2 protein-coding genes are annotated in these 2,921 nt (G+C 72.3%); both read right to left on the bottom strand.

Going from position 1 to position 2,921, the window contains the following annotated elements:
• Window positions 1-31: 31 nt before the first annotated feature.
• Window positions 32-553 (bottom strand): GNAT family N-acetyltransferase, encoded by a 522-nt coding sequence (locus ACTIDRAF_RS0213210; protein WP_016699210.1) that lies wholly within the window; start codon window positions 551-553, stop codon window positions 32-34.
• Between the two features lie 117 nt (window positions 554-670).
• Complete coding sequence (gene ligA / locus ACTIDRAF_RS0213205; protein ID WP_052168822.1) at window positions 671-2,749, bottom strand: NAD-dependent DNA ligase LigA; 2,079 nt, start codon at window positions 2,747-2,749, stop codon at window positions 671-673.
• Between the last annotated feature and the right edge of the window lie 172 nt (window positions 2,750-2,921).

Below are 2,921 nucleotides of genomic sequence, written 5' to 3'. Positions count from 1 at the left end.
CGGCCCCCCCGCCGGTCGTCCGTGCGCCGGTTCAGTTCACGGCGCCGAGCGGGTGCTCGAAGGACAGCAGCTGGAGGCCGTTGACCGACCAGTCCCGCGCGGGGAGGCGGCGGAAGCCGAGGCGTTCGTACATCCGGTGCGCGGTGGTCATGCGGTCCAGGGAACAGCACACCACCCGTTCCACGCCCAGTTCACCGGCCCTGGCCAGCACCGCCCTGGTCAACGCGGCTCCTACTCCGCGACCTCTCGCGCCGGGGTGCACGGCGAGCATCCGGAACTCGAGTTCGCCGTCGTGGGCCAGCTCGGCGAAGGGGGTGCCGGCCTCGGCGACGGTGACCGTGCCGAGCACCCGGCCGTCGATGACGGCGACGAGGAGTTCGGCTTCGCGGTCGCGGCGGTCGGTGTCCCGGAGTTCCTCCGCGTACTCCTCGTCGCCGACGAGGAACCCCTCCCCTTCGTAGGCGGCGACGGTGAGGTCGCCCACCTCCGCCAGCTCGGTCGCCCGGGGGCGACGGATCACCGGTAAGCCGCTGTTCACCATGCTCCGCATCATCCGTTGTCCTCGTTCCACGCCTCCCGGGCGACGCGGGGCCGGCACCCGCCGCGCCCGCGACCAACCGGCCTGTCCTCTCCCACGCCGGCCGGCGGTCCGACTGGTGCCGGTCGCGGGTCAGCCCGCGTCGTCCCCCGACTCGCCGGCGCGTTCGGCCAGCGCGGCCGCCGCCTCCGGCCCGTCGTCAAGCAGCACCCGGAAACCGGGTTCCCGCAACACGGGCACGCCCAGTTGCACCGCCTTGTCGTACTTCGACCCCGGGGAGTCGCCGACGACCACGAAGGCGGTCTTCTTGGACACCGACCCCGCCGCCCGGCCGCCCCGGGCCATGATGGCCTCCTTGGCCTCGTCACGCGACAACGTTCCCAGCGAGCCCGTGACCACGATGGACAGGCCCTCCAGGTGGCGGGGGACGCTCTCGTCCCGCTCGTCCTCCATCCGCACCCCGGCCCGCCGCCACCGGGCGACGACCTCGCGGTGCCAGTCGACGGCGAACCACTCGCGGACGGCGCCGGCGATCGTGGGCCCGACGCCGTCGACCGCGGCGAGTTCCTCCTCGGAGGCGTGCTCGATGCGGTCCACCGTGACGAACTCCCGGGCCAACGCCTGGGCCGCGGTGGGGCCGACGTGCCGGATCGACAGGCCGACCAGGACCCGCCACAGCGGCTGCTCCTTGGCCGTCTGAAGGTTGCGCAGCAGCTTGTGCCCGTTCGCGGACAGCTCGCCAGCCTTGGTGCGGAACAGGTCCACCCGGAGCAGGGTGTCGGCGGTGAGGTCGAACACCTCGCCCTCGTCCTCCAGGACGCCGGAGGCCAGCAGCGCGGTGGCCGCCTCGTAGCCGAGCACCTCGATGTCGAAGGCCCCCCGTCCGGCGAGGTGGAAGAGCCGTTCCCTCAGCTGCGCCGGGCAGGAGCGGGCGTTGGGACAGCGGATGTCGACATCGCCCTCCTTCTCGTAGCGCAGTTCCGTGCCGCACTCCGGGCAGTGGGTGGGCATCGTGAACTCGCGCTCGGTGCCGTCGCGGGCGTCGACGACCGGGCCGAGCACCTCCGGGATGACGTCCCCGGCCTTCCTGATCACCACGCGGTCCCCGATGAGCACCCCCTTGCGGCGGACCTCGTCGCCGTTGTGGAGCGTCGCGAGGCTCACGGTCGACCCGGCGACCTTCACCGGCGCCATGAGCGCGAACGGGGTGACCCGGCCCGTGCGACCGACGTTGACCCGGATGTCCAGCAGCTCGGTGGTGGCCTCCTCCGGCGGGTACTTGTAGGCGATCGCCCACCGGGGCGCCCGGGAGGTGCTGCCGAGGCGCCGCTGGAGCGCGACCTCGTCGACCTTGACCACCACACCGTCGATCTCGTGCTCGGCGTCGTGGCGGTGCTCACCCCAGTAGGCGATCTCCGCGCGCACCTGCTCCACCGTGTCGAGGACCTTCGCGTTCGCGGAGGTGGGCAGGCCCCACGCCTCCAACGCCGCGTACGCCTCGGACTGGCGGGTGGGCTCGAAACCCTCCCGGCGGCCCATCCCGTGGCTGATCATGCGCAGCGGCCGGGTGGCCGTGACCCGGGGGTCCTTCTGCCGGAGGGAGCCCGCCGCCGCGTTGCGGGGGTTGGCGAAGGGCGCCTTGCCCGCCTCGACGAGCCTCGCGTTGAGTTCCGCGAACTCGGAGACGGCGAAGAAGACCTCGCCCCGGACCTCGACCAGCGCGGGCACGGGGAACTCGTCGCTCGGCCGGAGGCGTTCGGGAACGTCCCGCATCGTGCGCACGTTGAGGGTGACATCCTCGCCGGTGCGGCCGTCGCCCCTGGTCAGCGCCCGGACCAGCACGCCGTCCCGGTACAGCAGGTTGATGGCCAACCCGTCGATCTTCAGTTCGCACAGGTAGTGCGCCTGGTCTCCGACCTCGCGGACGACCCGGTCGTACCAGGCGGAGAGCTCCCCGTCGTCGAAGGCGTTGTCCAGGCTCATCATCCGCTCGAGGTGGTCGACGGCGGTGAAGTCCGTGGAGAACCCTCCTCCGACGGCCTGCGTTGGCGAATCCGGGGTCGCCAGGCCCGGGTGGTCCTCCTCCAGGCGGAGCAGTTCTTGCCAGAGCCGGTCGAACTCGCCGTCGGCGATGGTGGGCGCGTCGAGGACGTAGTAGCGGAACTGGTGCCCTCTGATCTCCTCGGCAAGCCGCTGGTGGTGCTCACGCACCTCGGTGGGAACGTCCTCGACGCCCTGCCGCTCGGCGACCTCGGGCTGGTCGACGGTCGTCGGCGAGTCCGGGTCGGCGGCGACCGGGCTGGACGTCGCCGGGTTCACGGGTTCCTGGGGCAGCTCGCTGGTCACGCGAAGAGGCTAGAACGAGCACCTGACACCGGCTGGG

Source organism: Actinoalloteichus spitiensis RMV-1378, assembly GCF_000239155.1.
In the GTDB taxonomy this organism is placed as follows: domain Bacteria; phylum Actinomycetota; class Actinomycetes; order Mycobacteriales; family Pseudonocardiaceae; genus Actinoalloteichus_B; species Actinoalloteichus_B spitiensis.
This window is presented reverse-complemented; position numbering and strand designations above follow the sequence as displayed.

Bases quoted from the DNA above. Each gene is read 5' to 3' on its own strand.
- ACTIDRAF_RS0213210 (WP_016699210.1), bottom strand. From the start codon at position 553: ATGATGCGGAGCATGGTGAACAGCGGCTTACCGGTGATCCGTCGCCCC.